Annotated in this window: 16 protein-coding genes; 14 read left to right on the top strand and 2 right to left on the bottom strand. The window is 53.1% G+C overall.

The window, feature by feature from the left end:
• Positions 1-70 precede the first annotated feature (70 nt).
• A complete protein-coding gene (locus tag N7326_RS05925) occupies positions 71-775 on the top strand; it encodes a response regulator transcription factor (RefSeq protein WP_259078907.1) in 705 nt (234 codons plus the stop codon).
• Between the two features lie 12 nt (positions 776-787).
• A complete protein-coding gene (locus N7326_RS05920; RefSeq protein WP_259078908.1) occupies positions 788-2,227 on the top strand; it encodes a sensor histidine kinase in 1,440 nt (479 codons plus the stop codon).
• Here the strand turns inward: N7326_RS05920 and N7326_RS05915 are convergent.
• Positions 2,224-2,634 carry an HIT family protein gene (locus tag N7326_RS05915; protein ID WP_259078910.1) on the bottom strand — a complete coding sequence of 137 codons (411 nt, stop codon included), beginning with the start codon at positions 2,632-2,634 and terminating at the stop codon, positions 2,224-2,226. The two genes, N7326_RS05920 and N7326_RS05915, sit on opposite strands and share 4 nt — an antisense overlap.
• Before the next feature lie 49 nt (positions 2,635-2,683).
• Between N7326_RS05915 and purD the strand changes: the two genes are divergently transcribed.
• The 12 genes from purD to purM all read left to right on the top strand — a co-directional run bounded on the left by purD (position 2,684) and on the right by purM (position 22,965).
• Entirely contained in the window at positions 2,684-3,955 is a 1,272-nt protein-coding gene (gene purD / locus N7326_RS05910; RefSeq protein WP_259078913.1) for a phosphoribosylamine--glycine ligase, read from the top strand.
• Between the two features lie 361 nt (positions 3,956-4,316).
• On the top strand, positions 4,317-10,382 hold the full coding sequence (locus N7326_RS05905) for an MSCRAMM family protein (RefSeq protein ID WP_263088313.1): 6,066 nt from the start codon (positions 4,317-4,319) through the stop codon (positions 10,380-10,382).
• A 178-nt stretch (positions 10,383-10,560) separates the two neighbouring features.
• On the top strand, positions 10,561-11,991 hold the full coding sequence (gene purB, locus N7326_RS05900; protein ID WP_259078929.1) for an adenylosuccinate lyase: 1,431 nt from the start codon (positions 10,561-10,563) through the stop codon (positions 11,989-11,991).
• A 344-nt stretch (positions 11,992-12,335) separates the two neighbouring features.
• Complete coding sequence (locus N7326_RS05895; protein ID WP_259078931.1) at positions 12,336-13,229, top strand: phosphoribosylaminoimidazolesuccinocarboxamide synthase; 894 nt, start codon at positions 12,336-12,338, stop codon at positions 13,227-13,229.
• A gap of 40 nt (positions 13,230-13,269) precedes the next feature.
• A complete protein-coding gene (locus N7326_RS05890; RefSeq protein WP_263088312.1) occupies positions 13,270-15,378 on the top strand; it encodes a S9 family peptidase in 2,109 nt (702 codons plus the stop codon).
• 610 nt (positions 15,379-15,988) lie between these two features.
• Positions 15,989-16,243, top strand: coding sequence for a phosphoribosylformylglycinamidine synthase subunit PurS (gene purS / locus N7326_RS05885; RefSeq protein WP_259158396.1), 255 nt, complete (start codon positions 15,989-15,991; stop codon positions 16,241-16,243).
• Positions 16,243-16,914: a phosphoribosylformylglycinamidine synthase subunit PurQ gene (gene purQ / locus N7326_RS05880; RefSeq protein ID WP_259078939.1), complete on the top strand. Its 672-nt coding sequence runs from the start codon at positions 16,243-16,245 to the stop codon at positions 16,912-16,914. The genes purS and purQ overlap by 1 nt, the downstream gene beginning before the upstream one ends.
• Positions 16,915-16,933: 19 nt before the next feature.
• Positions 16,934-19,225 carry a phosphoribosylformylglycinamidine synthase subunit PurL gene (gene purL, locus N7326_RS05875; protein ID WP_263088311.1) on the top strand — a complete coding sequence of 764 codons (2,292 nt, stop codon included), beginning with the start codon at positions 16,934-16,936 and terminating at the stop codon, positions 19,223-19,225.
• Between the two features lie 100 nt (positions 19,226-19,325).
• Entirely contained in the window at positions 19,326-19,997 is a 672-nt protein-coding gene (gene trhA, locus N7326_RS05870; protein ID WP_259078946.1) for a PAQR family membrane homeostasis protein TrhA, read from the top strand.
• A gap of 2 nt (positions 19,998-19,999) precedes the next feature.
• Positions 20,000-20,374, top strand: coding sequence for a sterol carrier family protein (locus N7326_RS05865; protein WP_259078952.1), 375 nt, complete (start codon positions 20,000-20,002; stop codon positions 20,372-20,374).
• Between the two features lie 57 nt (positions 20,375-20,431).
• Positions 20,432-21,919, top strand: coding sequence for an amidophosphoribosyltransferase (gene purF, locus N7326_RS05860; protein ID WP_259078954.1), 1,488 nt, complete (start codon positions 20,432-20,434; stop codon positions 21,917-21,919).
• On the top strand, positions 21,919-22,965 hold the full coding sequence (gene purM, locus N7326_RS05855) for a phosphoribosylformylglycinamidine cyclo-ligase (RefSeq protein ID WP_259078956.1): 1,047 nt from the start codon (positions 21,919-21,921) through the stop codon (positions 22,963-22,965). The genes purF and purM overlap by 1 nt, the downstream gene beginning before the upstream one ends.
• A 54-nt stretch (positions 22,966-23,019) precedes the next feature.
• On the opposite strand, the gene N7326_RS05850 is transcribed toward purM, so the two are convergent.
• Positions 23,020-23,196, bottom strand: coding sequence for a DUF3073 domain-containing protein (locus N7326_RS05850; protein WP_259078958.1), 177 nt, complete (start codon positions 23,194-23,196; stop codon positions 23,020-23,022).
• Positions 23,197-23,229: the final 33 nt, after the last annotated feature.

The following is a 23,229-nucleotide window of genomic DNA, read 5'->3' as shown; positions in this document are numbered from 1 at the left end:
AGCTGAAGACACATATATTGATAGAAGGCGGCTTTCCTGATAACCGGAGCAGCTAGGAAAGGGTGGAACGATGAAGGAAGAAGAGACGAGAATTCTCGTTGTCGATGATGAACCTAATATCGTTGAACTGTTAAGTGTTAGCTTGCGTTTCCAAGGTTTTAATGTGGCCACTGCTCAGTCCGGCAAGGAGGCCCTCGTGGTGGCTCGAGATTTCCACCCCGATGCGTTCATACTAGATGTGATGATGCCGCATATGGATGGTTTCGAACTACTCCCGCGGCTGCGCGACGAAGGTTTTGATGGGCCCGTTCTATTTCTCACGGCTAAGGATGCAGTTGAGCACCGTATTCACGGTTTAACCATCGGCGCCGACGACTATGTCACCAAGCCTTTTAGCTTAGAAGAGGTGATCACGAGACTCCGCGTTATCTTAAGGCGCGGGACGCCCGCCATGGAGGCCGAGGATAGTTCCAGTGTTTTAAAATACGCTGATCTGGAGCTGAATGATCTCACACACGAGGTCAAGCGCGCCGGGAACGTTATTGATCTCTCGCCCACAGAGTTCAATCTTCTCCGGTACCTGCTTCTTAACGCGGAAGTGGTGCTGTCGAAGGCTAAAATCCTGGACAATGTGTGGCACTACGATTTTGGCGGCGACGGCAATGTGGTGGAGAGTTATATCTCCTATTTGCGCCGCAAAGTCGATACCGGCGATGTGCCGCTTATTCATACAGTGCGCGGCGTCGGATATGTTCTGCGTCGGCCGCGGCAGTAACGGGGTGTAGCTGTGCATGATGCGGTGATGGAAAAATCCTCTCGAACCTCACGGATTACGCGGGCTGCACGCGATCCACGGGTGGGCATCCCCTTGCGTTTTATACTCGTCTTTGTCACTATCTTTATGACCGGCTTCGGGCTGTTGGCTTCGGGTATTGCAATCCAGCGATCCATGGAGGCGGAGGCTTTAACGCGAGTGGATAACGAATTGAGCCAGGGTTTAGAGACCTGGGCTCAGCGTGATGCGCTTTATAACCACCCACAGCGCAATTTATTCTCCCTCCCTTCCGATTATTTTGTGGCTCGGTATTACCGAGATGGAACCTTGGCCTTTGTGAGCCAGCAGGCGGATGAGATTCCCGATACCCGCGATATACGATTCGACGGAGTTCCCCGGACTGTGCGTTCGTGGAATCGCGAAGATAAGGGGGAATGGCGCGTTATTGCCACTCAGCGCGCGGACTTCATTGTTATCGTGGCTAAGGAAATTAGTAGTGATAAAGAATTTCTCAGCCGACTCGCCGCAGGGCAAATATCCATTGGGTTTATTGTGCTGGCCATGGTGGGGATCTTCGCACACGTCATCATTCAACGCACCCTGCAACCGCTGCGTTTGGTCGAGGATACGGCCAAGGCAATCACCACCGGGGACCTCGATCGCCGAGCTCCGGTCTTACCAGAGAATACCGAGGTGGGAGCCCTCAGCCGTTCCATTAACGTGATGATGGAGCAGCTACAGACGCTGATTGTGGAACTAAAGGCCAAGGAAGTGCAGATGCGCCGCTTCGTCGGCGATGCTTCCCATGAGTTACGCACTCCGTTGACCAGCGTGCGCGGTTATGCGGAGTTATATCGCTCGGGCGCTACTCAGGATGCCTGTATGGTCTTAGACAAAATCGAGGAGGAATCTTCACGGATGTCGCTGCTGGTGGAAGATCTCCTTAGCTTGACTCGCGCGGAGGAAAAGCACTTTGAAGAACAGCCGGTGGATCTTTTAGAGATAGCACTATCGGTACTCGATTCCTTGCGGGGAGCCTATCCGCAGCGCGATATCAAGGTGGAAAATTCCGCACAAACCCTCCCCGTCGTCTTAGGTGATAAGGCCCGGTTACGCCGAGTGATTATGAACCTTATGGTCAATGCGTTGAAACATGCTGGCGACGAGGCCACGGTGCGCGTTGTGATTGGAGAGAATGAGTCTGCCTTCTTCATCGATGTGGCCGATGATGGCGTGGGCATCGAAAAGGAAGATGCCGATCATATTTTCGAGCGATTTTACCGTGCAGATACCTCACGTACCCGCTCAACCGGAGGCTCCGGTCTCGGTCTGGCTATAGTGAAGTCCATAGTAGAGGCACATAAAGGTGCAGTCTCTGTGAAGACCGCACCTGGTGAGGGCACAATATTTAGGGTGATTTTGCCCCGATATCACCCCTTCAAAGAGGTCTAGTTCTGGGCGGAGAGCGCTAGGCTTATCTTCAGCGCCGCCTCATCCATGAGTTTAGGGTCTGTCTCATTCATCTTCAGGGCAGTGCGGAAATCATAATCGCCCATATCCGTGGCAGGAAATACGTGAATATGGGTATGGGGTACATCGAAGCCAGCGATGACAAATCCGGCCCGTGGAGCATCAAAAGTACTCACGATAGCCTGACCCACCCGTTGGGCTACAGCGGTTAATTTGGCCCACACCTCAGGCTCAAGATCTGTCCACTTATCTACTTCTTGGACCGGAACCACCAGGGTGTGGCCATAAGAGAGAGGCTCGATGGTGAGGAAAGCCACCACGTCCTCATCGCGGTAAACAAAGCGGCCGGGCAACTCACCATTAATAATCTTGCTAAATACGCTCGTCATATCATCAACACTAGTAGATGAGCTATTTTTTGGGGCTAAACTAATGCCCATGCGCATTCTAGTTATCGGGTCGGGCGCCCGCGAGCACGCCCTTGTTCTAGCTTTATCCCACGATCCAGCTGTCACGACGATCCATGTGGCTCCCGGGAATGTGGGAATGGCTCCAGTAGCTGAGATCCACCCCGAATTCTCGCAGGTTGATTCTCCGTCACAGATGCTTCAAGCGGCACAGGAAGTTGCTGCGGATTTGGTTGTGATTGGGCCCGAGATACCCCTTGTCGCTGGTGTTGCGGATGCGCTTCGTGCTCAAGGATTTGCGGTCTTTGGCCCTAATCAGCAAGCCGCTCACATTGAGGGATCAAAAGCCTTTGCCAAGGATGTAATGGCCAAAGCCGGTGTGCGAACCGCACGCGCGGAGCAGCTCTCCCCAGGCTCGACGGATGCCGACATAGATGCGGCGTTGAATAGATTCGGCCCACATTTCGTTGTTAAAGATGATGGACTAGCTGGCGGCAAGGGTGTGGTTGTCACCGATGATCGCACGGCGGCCCTTGATCATGTGCACACCGTTTTAGGTGCTGGAAACCCAGTACTATTGGAATCCTTCCTGGATGGGCCGGAGGTTACCCTCTTTTGTCTCGTTGATGGCGAGACTGTTATTCCCCTCCTACCTGCCCAAGATCATAAGCGTGTGGGGGAGGGGGATACAGGCCCCAATACCGGCGGCATGGGCGCGTATTGTCCCCTACCGTGGCTACCCGATGACGGGGTGCAGCGCATTGTCGATGAGGTGTGCATACCGGTAGCTAAGGAAATGGTGGCCCGTGGTTGCAGCTATTCAGGTCTGCTCTACGCTGGGATCGCCTGGGGTGCGGAGGGTCCAGCCGTAGTGGAATTTAACTGTCGTTTCGGCGATCCCGAGACCCAGGCGGTGCTGGCTTTATTAAAGACCCCTCTCGGAACGCTGCTGCATGCAGTAGCCACGGAGAAATTGGCCCAGCACCCCGCCTTGGAGTGGGATGACGGCGCGGCTCTGACGGTCGTGCTCGCGGCCCCAGGTTATCCGACTGCCCCACAGCTTGGTGGAGTGGTGAGCGGTGTCGATCATCCGCATATCTTGCACGCTGGTACCGCTCTAAATGCAGCGGGAGAGACGGTAGCTGCGGGGGGACGGGTGATTAATGTTGTGGCAACCGGAGACACTCTAGCTGAAGCGCAGCGGGAGGCCTATGAAATCTTGAGAACTGTCTCCCTTGATGGTTCGCACTACCGTCGCGATATAGCTACGGCCGCGATAGAGGGAAAAATTAAGATTCCGTAGATCTCGACATTACTTAGCGCCGCTGGGGGGAAGGCGTGATTCTCTTCGCATAAGCGAATCATGCTGGACATAATCGTGAGGTCACCTGGTCAGTTGATGGTTGAAATGATAAGCCCAGTGCCTTCGGAGCAGTGAGCTAAAATTTGGCTTAAGTTAAGGCAAATCGCAGGTTTCTATAACCTGGCACATATGTGTATCAAAGCTCAACTTGCTTCTTCTCCGCGAGATCTGCTGGCATACGTCACCGTCTGCCAGCGGCTTGAACGCCCCAGAATCGGTGATCTGTGGCTTCGGGGGCACCCTTTTCCAGAAAAAATTAAATGGCCCAACCCTTATTTGTGATAACTGTTAATATCATCACATGTTTAAGTTTGCAGAGACCAGATCGCTCATCACACGAGCGCTCATGGTCCTCGCAGTAATCCTCGGGCTAACCTCTGCCCAGATGGCGATTCCTGCGTGGGCCCAAGATGATAGAGCCACAACATCGGTGGCTCCCGATGACATAGTTACGACCCCCAGCGCAGTCCCTGACGATCAACCCGCTCCGGCGGAAGCATCCGACGCGACTGCGCCGATAATAGAAAATAACGATGCTCCGATATCAGTGGCCGCTCCAGATGATAAGAGTCTGGTGCGCTTTGATATCAGGACCAAGGAAGGGCTCGTTAATAGTACCGACGATAGACTCGACTACTGGTCTGGTGAGCGCATTGATCCCATAGTTACGCTCGCGGTCTCAGGTGCAGATGTTGAGTTAAATAATGCGAAAGTAACGATCACCGTACCAAAGACCCGCAGTTCTGACGGTTCGGTAGTGTACAATGAGAAACCAGACTTTGCTCGTCTCGAGTCAGCAGACTCCTCGGAAATCGGCGAAAATGACGATGCTTTCTATGTTGAATATACGTTCAAAAAGCTGAAGAGTGGACAGATTTTCCAGTTCCCACTCGCTTTTGCCTTTAAGAATAGACTCACCCCCAGTGGCGTAGAGGTCACTCCGCAGGCGACGTTTAGTTCCGATGAATTACCAAGCCGTACGGAAAACATCACGTTCACCGCACAGTCGATTTCTCAGTACAAAAGTCGCATTTTGCTCGATGGAGGTTTCACCGAAAAAAAACCTATCAATGATCCACAGGTTGGAATTTATAAATTCAAAAGCGAAACCAAAACCGATCGTGCGCCAAAGGATAAAACCTTTAGATATAAGGTGAGAATTAATCAAGTTCGCCCCTCTGGTGCGCCAAGTGGTAAAGGCCTTTATGACGGCAAGACTGTAACCTACCAAGTTACTGTTCCCGAGGGTGCGAAAGTTGATAAAACCGAGAACTACTGGGTTTGGGATCCAGTAGCTCGTACGCTCACCTATTCCCTTCCTTACGCGAGAAACAAAAGTATTTCAGCCTACTGGTCTGACGGCATTCCACTAACTCTCCGCTACGATGCCGACATTGTAAACCCTGACGGCTCGAAGAAGATCTTCCCCATTTTCCTAAAGAGTTGGGTCGACAAGGGAACTAAAGAGGAAGTCTATGCAGAGGAAACCTCGGTCGGAACGGCCTTCAAAGAAGAAGTCGTACCCTTCCAGAGGGGGAGCGTGGTAAAGGTCGACAAAGTGCGTATGTACGCACTCTCAGACGAGTACCAGGTCGGTTTACCGCAGTACACCGATTGGGTCACGGACGGTGAGGCACTTTCTTATAAGTATGGCAGCCGCCCGCCGCGATACTACCGACCAATCAGCCTGGACGATTCTCAGAAGGGCAAGACACGAGACCCGAAGCTCCTAGCATCTCTTGGCGGTATGAAGTGGCGTATTAACGTCAATCAATCGAATAACGGTTCAGGCTACGACGATAGAACCGGTGGTATTCACGATTTCCTTTATGAGGTGACGGACAGGGACCTTGATCCGGGTCTTTATTACCAAAAGTTCCAGTTCAACAGCAAATTCTTAAGCAATAGCTCGACCTTTAGCAAGAGCGAAATCTATCAGCGAATTCGAGATTCAAAAGTCAAACTATATGGAGTTCGCGATGACGATTCTCGCATCGAGCTGGCAGCGGATCTCATGCCAGGGGATTTTGTTGCCATCAATGACACCGACCGAGAGTATAAAGAGCTTAAGCTTGTATTCGATCCGCCCTTGGAGCTAGATAATATCGGGCTTCCATTCAACGTTTGGGCTTACCCAACAGATGCGGAGCTGGCGTGGTGGAAGCAGGAGCTTGCTCAAACTCCAGCTGAACAAATCGCAGAACTATCAAAGTCGTATTCCAATCGCGCAACAGCTGACGTGCGGCACGAACGCGTCGATGGTGTGAAATTTGATGAAACTAAGTTTGATGGAACTGGTAATAATCCTATCCTTGTGAAGGGTCATCGACCACGTCTGAAGACTTCGATTAGCACCACTCTTGATAGAGAATTCTTCTCCAAAGACGGGTGGGAACTTAGAGAGGCCTACGGGGCCTTTAATCCCACAGATACCCGTACCGCCCTATCCGAGTGTGCTGGTCTTGATAAATTGACCCCTGCTAACTGCGACCGCGTCGCGGCTCTAAACGTGAGAGTCCAAGCGGTTGGAAACTGGGGTGTAACTAAAAATACGGTAAGGAATCTTCGTCAGATTGTGCTTCTACCTCCTGGGGTGGATTACGTGAATACCCTAGGAATCCACGCTGCGGGATCGGGCAAGGTAGATAAATCTCCTGCAGAACCACAGGTTATCCCCAATTACAAGAATACAGGCTTAACGGCTCTGGTCTACGCATTCGGTGACATCGATTACGAAGCGCCCGCACTAGGAAGCTCGAACGCTAATATCGATATCTATCTCACGGTGGATACGACCAAAAATGCCAATTTTGGACCCAACACGGTACAGACTTATTCTGTATGGGACAATGCCGATGAAATTAAAGCCGCAACCCCTAGGGACGGAGGAACGCCCTACGTCGATACCCTCGATCTCGACAAGGACGGCAATACGGATGAAAGCTTTGCTACAGCACAACGTGTTATCGCTCTCGCTGCACCTCTGGAGATTAGTAGTAAAGTTGAAGTCGCTAGTCCTTCAGAGAATTTGGTGTTAGAAACTGCTCACGAAATCGGCAGTACATTTACCTACCAGATGAGTCTGACTAATAACACCCTAATCCCTGCCCAAACGGTGTCCATCCTGGCGCTTCTGCCCGGTGAAGAAGACTACACGATTGTTGCTAACGAAAAGGGGGAGTACCTCGACCGGACCTGGGAGTCTAGGGATGAGAACGGCAACAAAACTACCGGAGATCACTCCGCTTTCCGTACTCCTCTAACTGGGCCTGTAACCACGGTAGAGAAGATCGCCCCCGACGGTACTAAGAATCCAGCCATCGATATGTTCGATATCTACTACACAATGACAGAACAGCCTCAAAACCCACGGCAGCCCATCGGTGGGTATCCAGGTGGCCAGGACGTTGCTGTCTGGAAGATGGCCGAAGATATTGGACCCGATGAATGGGCAAAGGTTACCGCCGTCAAGGCCGTCCTGAAGGCTGGCCAAGTGATCGCGAGTAACGAGAGGGTGTACTTCAACCTTCCAGTGACGATCCCCTTCAGTGAAGCAACTAAGGCTCTCAACTACGGCGATCGCGCTGTCATGTCGGTGGCACTCTCGGGCGCTGGGAATAACTATGTTGAAGCAAACCAAGTCTATGTGGAAGCACTGAAATATATAGTGTCCGGCAAGGTATTCAACGATGTGAACGCTAACGGAGTCCAAGATGACGGCGAACCGGGCGTTGCCAACCTTCGTTGGGTTTTGAAAGAAGCGAACGGAGAAGACGCACTTGATCCTAACGGTCAGCGCATCGAGGGCTCGACGAACGAACAGGGTGAGTACTCGCACGACATCTTTAACCGAGGTGACGGTCGGTATATCGTCTTCGAGAAGGGCGACCCTGCACAGTATTGGACTCAAGATGCTCAAGATGTTTGCCTTACTGCAAAAGAAAAGACCTGCAGTGACGTCAATCTCGAGGGAGCGACGGCAGAATTTAGTCTGAATCCTCAATCACGTACGGCGGTTCGCAATGCTGGTTTGGCCGCGAGACGTGACGTGAAGATAATCAAAACTGACGCGACCTCAAGAGCTCTACTTGAAGGCGTGGAGTTTAATCTAGTTCACAAGAGCTACCCTCAAGTGAATGGCCGCACCGACGCTAATGGTAAGCTCATCTTCAAGGATGTCCTCGTTGGCACCTACGCGTTGGAAGAAGTTGAAGCTCCACGTGGATATAAGAAACTCGACAATACTGAAGTGATCGTTGGACTCGATAATACGATTGATCCGATCATTAAAGAGGTCAGCAATGACCGGCTTCCTGGTACCGTGACCGTGCGCAAGGTCGACAACGCATCGCCTGCGAATCCGCTGAAGGGAGCTGTATTTAAGCTCGCCAAGAAGCTTGAGGATGGATCCTATGCTGACCCCGCACAGACTGCGGTGACCAATGCCGAGGGAGTCGCCACATTCGACAACGTGGAGTGGGGAGAATATCAGCTCCTCGAAACTCGCGCTCCTCTTGGCTACAGGATTCCAGATCCGAATATTGTTCACGAGGCAGTAGAAATCAACTCGGAAAGACTCGAATACGAAGTCGGCGATATTGTAAACAACCCAATCACCCGTACTATCACCGCCACTAAGGTGTCTGATTCAGGGGTACCGCTAGAGGGAGTCGTCTTCGAACTGTACAAAAATCTGGACGGCGCTGAAAGCAACACATCGCGTGAGAATTATGAAAAGCAACCGTCCTATACCGCCACCTCGCAAGCTGACGGAAAAATTACCTTCCCGGACGTACTATTCGGAACTTACCTTCTGGTTGAAAAGGAGCCATTGGAAGGGTACGAACCTCTGAAAGAACCGTTGGTGGTCAATGTGACTGAGGTTGGAGATCCAATAGATTACGGCGAACTCACCAACAACCAGATTCGCGGATCTGCTTCCTTCACCAAGGTAGAGGCCGAAACTGAGAAGGTAATTTCTGGTGCGACCTTCGGTATTTACAAGAAGGACCAAGACGGTATTCGCGAAGATCAACCTGTGGATACTCAACGGAGCAACGAACGAGGTGAAGTTTCCTTCAATAATTTGCTCTACGGTGACTACCTAGTCAAAGAAATCACACCCGCCATTGGCTACCTTCTTCCAGAAGAGGAAAGGAATGCTTGGCCAGTGAGCATCACCGAACAGGGCGAAATAGTGAAACTGGGCGTCAACGGGAAAATTGTCAATGACCTCATTCGCGGAGGCTTCAGAGCCAAAAAGGTCGATGCAGTTGATCAGAACCGCGTTTTGAGCGGAGCTGAGTTCGAGCTACGCAAGATCGAGGATGGTGTGGTTATCGATGATGTTATCGATAAGTCCACAAGTGATAACGATGGCAATATCGAATTCGCTGAGCTTCCTTATGGTGACTATGAGTTGCGTGAGACCAAGGCCCCTGAAGGCTGGTTAACGTCTCAAGAGAAGTACACCTTCTCTATAGTTGAGCATGGCCAGGTTGTGGATCTGGGCAATATTGCGAACGAACAAATCACTCGGTCAATTAAGTTCATGAAGGTTGACTCGACGAATGGCGCACCACTAGCTGGTGCCGAATTCGGAATCCATGATGCAAAGGGCGAGCTCATCCGAACCGCCGTCTCCAATGACGCTGGAGAAGTAATCTTCGAGGCCATTCCATACGGTGAGTACACGATCAAGGAAATCGCCCCACCTGCTGGATGGCGCGCATCTGCACAGGCCATCACGGTGACGATTTCTGAAAAGGGTGACCCTATCGAGCTAGATCCGGTACAGAACGATCCAACAATGGTGACAGCGAGGAAGATCGCCGCTGATACCAAGAAGCCACTTGAGGGGGCGGAATTCGAATTACGCCAAGGGGCCTCGGTGATCGCTGAAGCGACCTCCGATTCACAAGGGTTGATTTCGTTTACCGCCGTCAAGCCAGGTGACTACGAGCTCGTTGAGGTAAAGGCGCCGAGTGGCTTCGTCCTAGCAAACAATTCCGTTCCGATAACGATCGGCACTGAAGCTAAGAATGTTGATCTCGGCGATATCGCCAATGACAGAGTGCCAAGCGAGCCGGGAACAACACCGCTGATTCCGTTCTTGCCGTTTATTCCAGGGATACCTGGCAAACCCAATCCCCCAGCGGAGCCGGGAACGCCAGGTAAGGGTATCGACAAGGATACTAAGAAGGGCATTGAGAAAACCCACCCAGGTGATAAAAATGGTGAAAGCAAGGGAGGGATGTCCGCCTTGGCTCAGACTGGCGCCTCTGTGTTCTGGCTCCTCGGTATTGCACTCGTGCTCCTTCTCTTAGGGGCAAGTGCCCTACTGGTAGCACGCCGTCGTCGAAACTAGGAGAGAATCAGTAGCTAAAATTTTGTTCTCCTGTTCCGATAGATAGAAGGCCTCCGCTTCATTAAGCGGAGGCCTTCTGGGTTTCTGTATTGTGCCATTACCACATACTAATTGTGCTTATTTGGTGACTTTTAGGTTTCGTCGTACATCCCTATCGACGATCTAATATCATGATGGGGTGGCTGAAAAAACAAATATTGTAAACGTCCTATCCAACCGATATGCTTCCGCAGAGCTGGTTGATCTGTGGAGCCCTGAGGCAAAAATCATCATGGAGCGACAGCTGTGGATCACCGTGATGCAAGCCCAACGCGACCTGGGCGTAGATATCCCAGCAGTGGCAATTGCCGCCTACGAGGGTGTCCTTGACAACGTTGATCTTGAGTCGATCGCAGCCCGTGAGCGGAAAACACGCCATGATGTCAAAGCGCGGATCGAGGAATTTAATGCTCTAGCGGGATATGAGCATATTCATAAAGGGATGACTTCCCGAGATCTCACCGAGAATGTCGAACAGCTACAGGTCTATCGCTCCTTCGAAATTGTGCTGTCTAAGGCGGTGGCTGTTGCCCACCGTTTGGCCCAGCGGGCAGAACAATATGCTGGTCTTGTTATGGCTGGACGCTCCCACAACGTCGCTGCTCAAGCCACCACTCTCGGAAAACGGTTTGCAACCGCAGCGGAGGAAATGCTGATTGCCATTGAGCGAGCCGAGAATTTCCTAGATACCTATCCTTTACGGGGCATAAAAGGCCCCATGGGAACGGCGCAAGATATGCTCGACCTGGTGGGAGGCGACGAGGCCAAACTTACCTCTCTTGAGATCACCATCGCCGATTATTTGGGCTTCTCGCGCACGTGCGACTCGGTCGGTCAGGTCTACCCTCGCTCCCTCGACTTCGACGCCGTCTCTACGCTGGTGCATCTAGGGGCTGGACCTTCGTCCTTTGCCCATACCATTAGGTTAATGGCTGGCAACGAGACCGTAACCGAGGGTTTCAAGGAGGGACAAGTAGGCTCCTCTGCGATGCCCCACAAGATGAACGCCCGCTCATGTGAGAGAGTATGCGGACTTCAGGTGATCCTTCGCGGATATCTCACCATGGTCGCGGACTTATCGGGCCAGCAGTGGAACGAGGGAGATGTGTTCTGCTCTGTAGTGCGAAGGGTTGCACTCCCTGACGCATTCTTCGCTCTCGACGGGATGTTCGAAACCTTCTTAACAATCCTCGAAGAGTTCGGAGCCTTTCCAGCGATGCTCGATCGAGAACTTGAACGCTACCTTCCTTTCCTAGCCACCACTCGGATCCTCATGGCAGCGGTGAAAACTGGCTTTGGTAGAGAGGAAGCACACGAGCTCATCAAGGAGCACGCCGTGGCTGTAGCTCTCAATATGAGAGAACACGGAGGCGAACAGGACCTCGTGCAACGCTTAGCGAAGGATCCGCGTTTCCCTCTCGATGTCAAAGCCTTAGAGGAGGCTCTAGCTGACCGTCATGCCTTCATAGGAGCGTCGCAATCGCAAACAGCTCGGGTGATAGCGCGGGTGAATGAGCTCGTTGCGCGATACCCGGATTCGCGGCAATACCAACCAGCAGAAATCCTATAGGCCGCACACTAGCTGCAGGGAGGTGCCCCTAGAAATAAAATAGGGTGTACCTCCTATGCTTTTTATATCTATTGACCATCTAGTTTCACCGGTGCGGTTACAGAATTATGTAGCTGGCTGAATCAAGCATTTGGGATCTTTACGATGCCAGGCCTCGCGCTACTATTGCGGTGTTGCACTAGGCCTATGGTGAGATTTTAAGAATGACACATCCCCGGTTTTAATGGATACGAGGCCATTGGCGGGATCGCTTAGGATACCAAGGGATAGCTTGAGTATAAGATAATCTGAATCTTTCCAGGTTAACTAGCAGCGGCGCTCGAAAGGGTCTAAACTCAATCTACATGCGCCCTGAACTTTCTCAGTATAAGCACCTTTCCGCAGGTAAAGTACGTGAAATCTACGAGATCGATGAGGCGACCTTATTGCTTGTCGCCTCTGATCGTATCTCCGCTTATGACCACGTCTTGGACTCGGAGATCCCTGATAAGGGCCGGGTGCTCACAGCGATGAGCATGTACTTCTTCGACAATATTGACTTCCCCAATCACGTGGTGGGAGCTATCGATGATGAGAGAATCCCTGAAGATGTTCTGGGTCGGGCTATGATATGTCGCAAACTTGAGATGCTTCCCTTTGAATGTATTGTGCGCGGGTATCTCACCGGCTCGGGCTTAAGCGAATATAAGAATGCCGGTTCAATATGTGACGTTGAATTGCCTGCAGGGCTTGTCGAGGCCTCCCACCTGCCGGAACCCATCTTCACCCCAGCGACGAAGGCGGAAAAGGGCGACCACGACGAAAATGTGTCCTTCGATCGCGTGGTAGCTCGTTTGGGCATTGAGCGCGCCACAGAACTGCGCGACGCCTCAATATCGATCTATCAACGTGCCGCGGAATTAGCCTTGGAAAAGGGACTTATTCTCGCCGATACTAAATTTGAATTCGGTCTCGATGCCGATGGCAACGTAGTGCTGGCCGACGAAGTACTCACCCCTGATTCTTCTCGCTATTGGCCAGCCAGCACCTACCAAGAGGGTCAAGCGCAGCCTAGTTTTGATAAGCAATTTGTGCGCAATTGGCTCACCGGGCCTAAATCGGGGTGGTCCACCGACTCCAACCAGGCTCCGCCATCCTTGCCCGGCTCGGTTATAGAGGCAACGCGGGAACGCTACGTCGAGGCCTTTGAGCGGATTACGGGCCGGAAGTTTAGCGAGTGGTTGGGCGAGAGCGCCTGATAAATTCATCTCCAGCTCTCAGGGCAGTACTATGTGGGCTATGAATGCCCCTGTTGCTAAGAAAAAACCCATAGTCCGCACTGTTCATGGAATCGATTTTGTTGATAACTATGAATGGCTGCGGGCAAAAGAAGATCCTGAGACCATTAGCTATCTCGAGGCTGAAAACGCTTATACTGCACAGCACACCGAGCATCTGACTCCCTTGAGCGAAGCTATCTTTTCCGAGCTCAAGGCGCGAGTGAAAGAAACCGATATGTCGGTGCCCCAGCGCATGGGTGAACATTGGTATTATTCGCGCACCGAAGAAGGAAAAAGTTACGGCATTTCCTGCCGAGTCCGCGTAACCCCCGGTGCCGACACCTGGACGCCACCCGTGATTCCAGATACCGGAGAGGTGCCAGGCGAGGAAGTCTTGCTGGACCTGAATGAGCTCGCAGACGGACAGGAGTTTTTTGCTCTCGGTGCCACCAGCATCACCAAGAGTGGCCGCTACCTTGCATACTCCACCGACACCCAGGGAGACGAGCGCTTTACGCTGCGCATTAAAGATTTAAAAACTGGGACGCTGCTCGAGGATACTCTGAGTGACATTCACTATGGCGCTACCTGGATTGGCGAGGAGTATATCTTCTATACCCGCGTGGATGAGGCGTGGCGTGCAGATTCCATCTGGCGCCACAAGATCGGAAGCCCTGTAGACGAAGACGTTCGCGTATTTTACGAGGATGACGAACGTTTTAGTGTCGGTATTGGCTCAGTGCGCAGCGAAAAATATCTCATTATCGGAGTGAGCTCGCGTACTAGCTCTGAGACCTGGTACCTCGATTCCCACGAACCCGAGGGGGGATTTGTATGCATTCGACCCCGCGAAGCCGATATCGAATACGAAGTTGACCACGCCGTCGTAGCTGGTGACGATATGTGGGTGGTCACGCACAATGCTTTCGGCCCCAATTTCTCCCTAGCGTATAGTCCAGTCGGCCAACCCCTAGACTTCGGCACAGCCAGGGAATTGATTGCTCATAATGATAGCGCTCGCATCGATGGGGTGGATTGCTACCGCGATTTCCTCTTTGTGGGCTACCGCTCAGGTGGTATAGGACGCGCCGGGGTTATGGAGATCAGTGACACTAGTTTTGGTGAACTTCGAGAGCTCACCTTTGATGAAGAACTCTACTCCGTCGGCATCGGAGGTAATCCTCAATGGGAGGCTCCCGTCGTGCGGGTGAGCTATACCTCCTTTACCACCCCTTCTAGGCTTTTCGACTACCACGTAGCAAGTAGAAACTTCACTCTCTTGAAAGAACAGGAGATCGAGGGCGGCTATGATCGCAGCAACTATATTTCCAAGCGGATGTGGGTCGAAGCTGCAGATGGAGTTGCCATTCCCGTTTCCATTGTCCACCGTGCCGATATGGATATCAGCCGCCCAAACCCCACCTTGCTTTACGGATACGGCTCGTATGAGGCGAGCATGGAGCCCGGCTTTAGCGTGCTCCGCCTATCACTGCTCGATCGAGGCATGATTTTCGCGGTCGCCCATATCCGTGGCGGTGGTGAAATGGGTCGCGAGTGGTATAACACCGGCAAAATCCTGCACAAGATGAATACTTTTACGGACTTCATTGCGGTAGCCGATGCCCTCATTGAACAGGGTATTACTCAGCCAGAGATGCTGGTAGCTAATGGTGGTTCCGCTGGCGGTCTTCTCATGGGCGCTGTGGCAAATATGGCTCCCGATCGCTTTTGCGCCATAGAGGCCGATGTGCCATTTGTTGATCCCCTGACCTCCATGTTGAAGCCGGAGCTACCTTTAACGGTGGGAGAGTGGGAAGAGTGGGGTAATCCCTTGGAGAGCCAAGAAGTCTATGAATATATGGCTTCCTATGCGCCATATGAGAATATCGCGCCCCAAAAATACCCCAATATTCTAGCTACCACCTCACTTAACGACACCCGAGTGTTTTACGTGGAGCCTGCGAAATGGATCGCCCGGCTGCGCGAGACCGCGACCGGTGGCACCTTCTTGTTGAAAACTGAGATGGTGGCCGGCCACGGAGGCGTCTCCGGCCGCTATGAATCATGGCGGCAATCCGCCTTCGAATACGCTTGGCTTATTAATCAGGCCACCGGCCTCGAAAAATAGTTGAACGTACCCGTACTCATTAAGAGTGCGGGTACTTTTTTGCTCAATCGTCGGTACTGACCGTTCCTTCAGAAGGTTCTGATCAAGGGCGCGAAAAAGGGCTTTGGCACCATATGGGGAGTTAATGACGAGGCTGATATTCTCCATACTGATGCTGGCAACGAGGTGGCCCACCACGAGGTGAGCGTAATTGTGGGTAGAGGCCCAGTTTGTAGGTCTTATCTGGATATAGAAAGTGCGTTATCCCACGCTGCCTATAATGCCCAGATCTTCCAGAATCCGCATATTTTTCAAGCTGGTCATAAAAATGACAGAAACTGGGTTTGATTGTGGTTGGGTTGTGGTTGGCTAAAAGTTTGTTAATAGCTCATTCGCGGTGGGGTGAACAGGTATCCGTTTTACCCTCGCTGCGGTAGCCAACTCATCTCCCAAGATCGCCACTGGAAGAGTTTTCTTCGTTCGCTTGTGACATGGTGAATAGGGGGCGTGAGGATCTTTGGGAAAAAATGGCTCATACTTCCAGCGCACAGGGTAAAGTTTCACCCGTGGTGTGCGCTCTGGCACACCTTGGAAAATAGTACTGAACGCCGATAGCCAAGGAGCGTGCAAGGTGGCCCGTGTAGTAGTAAATGTTATGCCCAAAGCGGAGATTCTCGATCCCCAGGGCCAAGCCGTTGTTCGAGCGCTAGGACGCCTGAACATAAAGGGAATCACAGATGTGCGACAAGGCAAGCGCTTCGAAATTGAGGTAGACGAGAATATTAGTACTGAAGAGCTTGAGCATATGGCCGAAACCTTGCTGGCCAATACTGTGATCGAAGAATTCGATATCGTTTTCGAAGCAGCCACGGGAGCAGCCCAGTAATGAGCGCGAAGATCGGAGTTATTACTTTTCCTGGCACACTCGACGATGTCGATGCAGCACGCGCGGTGAGATATGCCGGCGCAGAAGCCATAAGCCTCTGGCACGCAGACCACGATCTCAAGGGAGTCGATGCGGTGGTTGTGCCTGGAGGCTTTTCTTATGGAGACTACCTGCGTAGTGGAGCGATCTCGGCATTGGCGCCTGTGATGCAATCAGTCATCGAACAGGCTGCTAAGGGCATGCCTGTGCTGGGAATTTGCAATGGATTCCAAATCCTCACCGAGGCTCACCTCCTCCCTGGCGCACTGACGAGAAACCAAGGATTGCATTTCCATTGCGTTGATACCTACCTCGAGGTCGTGCGTGCAGATACTGCGTGGACGAATACACTCTCCGAAGGCTCCCGCATCCTCGTCCCTGCTAAGCACGGCGAAGGTCGCTTCCAAGCGTCACAGGACACCGTAGACATGCTCGAAGGAGAGGGCCGAGTTGTCTTCCGCTATACCGATAACTTCAACGGCTCCATCAATGCCATTGCCGGTATCACGAGTGCCAATGGGCGCGTGGTGGGGTTGATGCCTCACCCAGAGCACGCCATCGAAACGTTAACAGGCCCCTCGGTCGACGGATTGGAATTATTCCTCTCCGCTGTTGGATCCATTGGTGCTTAAGAATATTGAGGAGAATTTCATGACTACTTTTAATGACACCGTGGACCATGCCCTTTCCACCCCAGATCTCGAGCAGCCCTACGCCTCGCTGGGTCTCAAAGATGATGAGTACGCCCGAATCAAAGAGATTCTGGGGCGGCGCCCCACCGATGCCGAATTAGCAATGTATTCGGTGATGTGGTCGGAGCACTGCTCGTATAAATCATCAAAGGTGCACCTGCGCTACTTCGGGGAAACCACCACGAAACAAATGAGCGAGAAGATTCTCGCCGGCATCGGGGAGAACGCCGGTGTGGTTGATATCGGTGATGGTAACGCCGTGACTTTCCGCGTCGAATCTCATAATCACCCCTCCTATGTGGAGCCGCATCAGGGTGCAGCGACGGGGGTTGGAGGTATCGTCCGCGATATTATGGCCATGGGAGCGCGCCCCATTGCAGTGATGGATCAGCTTCGCTTCGGCCCCGCCGATGCCCCTGATACCTCGCGGGTGCTACCAGGTGTAGTGGACGGTATTTCCCATTATGGCAACTGTTTGGGTTTACCCAATATTGGTGGAGAAACCGTCTTCGATGAATCCTATGCTGGCAATCCTTTAGTCAATGCCCTGTGCGTGGGTACTCTCAAGGTAGATGAATTAAAACTTGCCTTCGCCTCGGGCTTAGGCAATAAAGTGATGCTCTTTGGCTCGCGCACCGGGCTCGACGGCATTGGAGGTGTCTCAGTTTTAGCCTCCGATACCTTTGAGGAGGGGGCTGAGCGGAAATTGCCGGCCGTTCAGGTGGGGGACCCCTTCGCAGAGAAGGTGCTGATCGAATGCTGCCTCGACCTATACCGGGCAGGTGTGGTTGTGGGCATCCAGGATCTTGGCGGTGCGGGGTTGTCCTGCGCGACCTCAGAGCTAGCGGCCGCCGGAGATGGTGGAATGGAGATCAACCTCGATGCAGTGCCGCTACGGGCGGCCAATATGCTTGCCGCCGAGATTCTGTGCTCGGAGTCTCAGGAGCGTATGTGTGCCGTGGTGCGTCCCGAGGATGTGGAGCGCTTCCGCGAGATCTGTGCTCACTGGGATGTCACCTGTGCCGAGATCGGTGAGGTGACAGATGGCGAACACCTCATCATCCGTCATCGCGGCGAGGTGGTGGTGGACGCACCAGCTCATACGATCGCCCACGAAGGCCCGGTCTATGAGCGGCCCTTCTCCCGCCCCGCCGACCAGGACGATATCCAGCGCTTCACCGGGGTGAAAAAGCCGAGCGAGGCTGCCGAGATGCGCCAGGTTTTGCTGGATATGATCGCCTCGCCGGCTTTGTGTTCGAGAGCTTTTATCACTGAACAGTACGATCGCTATGTGCGCGGCAATACCGTGCAGGCCCAGCACGCCAATGCTGGAGTGCTGCGTATTGACGAAGCAACAAAGCGCGGTGTGGCTATCTCTACTGACGCCTCTGGGCGTTATACCAAGCTTGACCCGAATACAGGTGCTCGCCTTGCTCTCGCTGAAGCGTATCGCAACGTCGCAGTTACTGGTGCTCGACCGGTAGCAGTCACAAACTGCCTAAATTTCGGTTCGCCCGAGGATCCCGAAGTTATGTGGCAATTCCGAGAGGCAGTGCATGGCCTAGCCGATGGTGCTCAGGAGCTGGGAGTTCCCGTTTCCGGCGGCAACGTCTCCTTCTATAACCAAACCGGCTCGGAAGCCATCCTGCCTACCCCCGTCGTGGGTGTTTTAGGAGTGATTGACAATGTCGAGCACTCTATCCCCAATCGTTTAGGCCCTACTGATCAGGTGGAAGAGATCTATCTGTTGGGGGAAACTTTCGATGAATTCGGTGGCTCGATATGGCAGCAGCTTTCAGGTGCGGGCCTTAATGGACTTCCCCCTCATATTGATCTGCGAAATGAGGAAAAATTGGTAGAGTTCTTCGCCGATACTTCCCTTGTTACTGCCGCGCATGATCTTTCGGAAGGCGGATTGGGCACCAGCCTCGCCGAACTAGCCATTCACTCCCCAAAGTGTCTTAATATTGATTTAAGTGCTGTGGAGTTGGATCTATTCACGGCGCTATTCTCGGAATCGGCGTCGCGCGTAGTGGTCGCTACCTCGCGGGGTGAGGACGTGGAACAGCGGGCGAGTGAATTAGGCATTCCTTGCGTGAAGATTGGTCATACTTGCGGGTGCGGTTCTCTTAATATTCGCCAGCATGATGTGGAATTCTCCATCCCTGTTGCTGAGCTTAAAGAGGCGTGGTCTGACACACTGCCACGGCTTTTCGGCCACGCAGTTGGGGCTAACTCGGTTGTAGCCTAATTAAAGATAAGGCACCGGTTTTTTCTGCCGGTGCCTTGTTTTTATGCCGTGGTGGCGGCTTTAATCGAAGGAGGTAGTTTAAAAGAAGAAAGCAGGACTCATGTCGGCCGATAATCTGGTGCCCATCACTACATGGCGATTAGACCGCGGGGATCGTCCCGCCGCGCGTGGCCTCTATCATTTTTATGCCGCGTATGCCTTCAGTATTGCTGTTACCGTTCTCACCACTTATACATGGATCAACCACCCATGGCCGATTGGCCTAGCCGTCACAATTTATTCGGTTGGGGTCGTCGCTTTATTCGGAATTTCGGCCGCATACCATCGAGGTCCGTGGCGCAGCGCTCGGGCGGTGAGTTACTGGCAGACCGCCGATCATGCAACGATCGCCTTATTTATCGCCGCGACCTATACCCCCGTTGTCGTCATTACGCTGCCCGGGCACTGGATGCTTTATGGAATTTGGGCAGCGGCGCTCATCAGTGTGCTGCTGACTTTTATTCCGCACTACAAGGTATTCGACGTGGTAGTGTATCTCGGACTAGGCTGGGCGGCTGTCCCAATCATTCCGGCGATTTTAGATTTTGCCGGCCCCACGGTCATATGGCTCCTCGCCGCAGGGGGAGTGGTATATACCTTAGGTGCGCTCTTCTATGCGCTTAAGTGGCCCGGTAGGAAGGCAAAACTTTTCGGCTATCACGAGCATTTTCATCTTGCAACCGTAATCGCCGCTACCTTGCACCTGATTGCCGTGTGGATCTTGGTGGCCTAGAGATGGCAAGAAAACTCCCACCTCCTCGTGAGGCCGTCATGGCTATTTACTCGTGGATTATCGAAGCCACTGACCAACAGCCGCCACGAGCCGCGCTAGCAGCAGCCTGCCGTGCCACACTGTATACGCTTGAGACCATCGCCCCCGGGGCATCGGTGGAAGTGAGGGTGCCGCCCTTTGCTGCTATCCAGTGCATCCCAGGCCCTGCCCATACCCGTGGCACACCACCAAATATTGTAGAAATGGACCCCAAGACGTGGTTAAGATTGGCGTGCGGTTTAGAAGAATTCGCAGATAATCCGAGGATTTCCGCCTCAGGCACACGGGCACAAGAAATCAGTGGGTACCTACCCATTGTGAAAGTTTCTGCTAGGTGACCGTGCAAGGCGTCTGCATCGGCTACCATTGTCTAAGTGGCAGATAAAAAGACGCCTATGAGCGCTTATGATGATTTATCAGAATCCGCACCTCGCGAAGAGTGTGGGGTATTCGGAGTCTGGGCCCCAGGCGAAGAAGTATCAAAACTCACGTATTTCGGGCTTTTTGCCCTACAACATCGCGGCCAAGAAGCCGCGGGCATTGCGGTCGGCGATGGCCAACAAGTAGTAGTATTCAAAGATCTCGGACTCGTCTCGCAGATTTTCGATGAACAAACCTTAGAGTCCCTCCACGGTGATGTGGCCATCGGGCATACCCGTTATTCCACCGCAGGCGGGGTGACGTGGGCAAATTCTCAGCCCATGTTTCGGGTTGCCCCCGATGGCACCGATATCGCACTGGCGCACAACGGCAATATCGTCAACTACCTAGACCTGCTCGATCAAGCCCACGCGATGAGGTTGGTTGATAAGGCGACGCAACCCTCCGACTCCGATGTCATCACGGGTTTATTAGCGCATAGTATTTCCCAGCGCACCAGCCTTCTGGAATCTGCACGCACCCTTTTGCCTAGGCTCAAGGGTGCTTTTTGTTTAACCTTCACCGATGGCACAACGCTCTATGCCGCCCGCGATCCGCAGGGGGTTAGGCCGCTGTGTTTAGGGCGGTTGGATGCCGGTTGGGTCGTGGCCTCTGAAACGTGTGCGCTCGATATCGTGGGTGCGTCGTTTGTTCGCGATATCGAGCCCGGAGAACTGCTAGCCATTGACGCCAGTGGAATTCACTCCGAGCGCTTTGCCCAGGGGGAGAGAAAGTCCTGTGTCTTTGAGTACGTGTACCTAGCTCGCCCTGACTCAGTGATCAATGGCCGCTCCGTGAATGCCGCACGCCTTGAGATCGGGCGAAGACTGGCTAAAGAATGGCCCGCTGATGGGGATCTAGTGATTCCTGTTCCAGAATCGGGGGTACCAGCTGCCGTGGGTTATGCCCAAGCCTCTGGCATCCCCTTTGGTCAGGGCCTCGTTAAAAACGCCTATGTGGGCCGAACGTTCATTCAGCCCTCCCAAACTCTGCGCCAGCTAGGAATTCGACTCAAATTGAACCCTCTCCGTGAGGTTCTCGAAGGCAAGCGACTAATCGTGGTGGATGATTCAATCGTGCGCGGGAATACCCAGCGTGCCCTCATTCGCATGCTCCGCGAGGCAGGCGCGAGCGAGGTGCATGTGCGTATCGCGTCACCGCCGGTGAAATGGCCCTGTTTCTATGGCATTGACTTCGCGAGCCCCGGGGAATTAATCGCCAATGTGGTATCCGGTGTTGACGAAATGGTCACTAGCGTCTGTCAGGCTATAGGGGCAGATTCTCTGGGTTTTGTTTCCCAGGAGGGGATGGTGGCGGCGACGCATCAGCCGTCGCAGGATCTATGTATAGCCTGTTTCGATGGGAACTATTCTTTGGGTTTGCCCAAGGGAAATATTAATGCTGAATTAGTATCTGCCATTAAACGGGGTTCGTGTGGTGGCACCGAAGATAGAGGAGAATAATGAGCGACGATAATATGTCCTACGCAGCAGCGGGAGTCAGCATCGAGGCAGGAGATCAAGCCGTTGAGCTTTTCGCCCCGCTGGCCAAGCGGGCCACGCGCCCCGAAGTGCGCGGCGGCCTTGGCGGTTTTGCGGGGCTTTTTGCCTTAGGAAAATATGAGGAGCCTATCTTAGCGGCCGGCTCAGATGGAGTAGGAACCAAGGTAGCTATTGCTCAAGCTCTCGATATCCACAATACGATCGGTATTGATCTTGTGGCTATGTGCGTCGATGACCTCGTCGTCTGTGGAGCAGAGCCGCTCTTTTTACAAGACTATATCGCCGTTGGCCAAGTAGTGCCGGAGCATGTAGCCCAAATTGTTGAGGGGATCGCGGAGGGCTGCGTGCAGGCTGGTTGTGCTCTTCTAGGTGGTGAAACCGCCGAGCATCCCGGGTTGATGGAACCTGGGGAATATGATGTCTCGGCGACCGCAGTTGGGGTCGTTGAAGCCCGCGATCTGTTGGGGCCAGATCGCGTGCGCGCCGGCGATCAGGTGATAGCAATGGCAGCCTCGGGGCTGCATTCCAATGGCTACTCGCTCGCGCGTCACGTCTTGCTCGATAAAGCCGGGCTACCGCTTGACGGTTTCGTTGAGGAACTCGATCGCACCTTAGGCGAGGAGCTATTAGAGCCCACCCGTATTTATGCCAAAGACTGCCTCGCGCTTATTGACGAATGTGAGATCCGCACCTTCTGCCATGTCACTGGAGGGGGCCTCGCAGCGAACCTCGAGAGGGTCATCCCGCACGGCCTCGTCGCTGAATTAAGTCGCGCCACCTGGACTCCTGGCCCCATCTTCCGCCTCATCCAACGAGTGGGTAAGGTGTCGGTCGCTGAGATGGAGAAAACCTTCAATATGGGCGTAGGAATGGTGGCCGTGGTGGCGCCAGAAGATCTTGACCGCGCTCTCGCAATTCTCGCAGCCCGTCACATCGATGCATGGGTGCTCGGACAGATCCGTCCTGCCGATGATGATCGCTACGTTATCTTAAGTGGCGAGCACTAAAAAACCCTCAGCGCTCCCTTTCTAGCATAAAGGGAGCGCTGAGGGTTTTTTAGTCTATCTCTCGGTCCACTCGGGATCATCAGGATAATCGGAGTAGTCCCCGTTATTTCTGCGCTCTTCCCGCTTTCGCGCCAGCTCCCGCTGGAGAGAATCCAGATCCATTTCTGGAGTGCTGTATTTTAACTGACGTGCAACCTTGGTCTGCTTTGCCTTCGCGCGACCGCGACCCATGGCATGACCCCCTTGGTATAAGCGGAGCAAGAA

Source organism: Corynebacterium sp. ES2794-CONJ1 (assembly GCF_025660615.1).
Classification (GTDB): Bacteria; Actinomycetota; Actinomycetes; order Mycobacteriales; family Mycobacteriaceae; genus Corynebacterium.
The sequence above is the reverse complement of the archived record's forward strand: the minus strand, read 5'-3'. Positions and strand labels throughout refer to the sequence as shown.